Source organism: Vibrio sp. 03_296 (assembly GCF_002265885.1).
In genome coordinates this window covers 1-375 of sequence record NZ_NPKW01001386.1, presented here as the reverse complement: position 1 = coordinate 375, position 375 = coordinate 1, and the positions used below count along the sequence as shown (strand labels likewise).

General features: G+C 40.5%; 1 pseudogene. It reads left to right on the top strand.

Going from position 1 to position 375, the window contains the following annotated elements:
• Nucleotides 1–72: 72 nt before the first annotated feature.
• Nucleotides 73–375, top strand: a pseudogene (locus tag CIK04_RS32505) (chromosome partitioning protein ParA); the annotation flags it as partial.

Here is a 375-nt window from a genome sequence, read left to right as displayed (position 1 = left end):
GAAAATCATAATTATCATTATTAAAATCATCTACTTACACTACATGCTTCTTAGTTTACTTGAGGCATAACAATGACACGTACTTTAATTACAATGCTAGTTGTAGCCAGCATTGCTGGTTGTAACTCATCCGGCGATAGCCGCTCTACATCACCTTCCCCAGCTACGGCAACGCCATCCATTCAAATTGAAAAAACAGATGAGCTGATTGCAACACTAAAGAGCCAGAAAACCATTAACGACCAGATAATGGTGATTTATGAGCGCTATGAGCCTTTGTTAGATCGCTCTGATTCGTTGACAGGACCAGATACTAACCAAGATGGCATTCGAGATGACGTCGAAGCGTTTATTGATGCGTTAGAAGTAACAGAG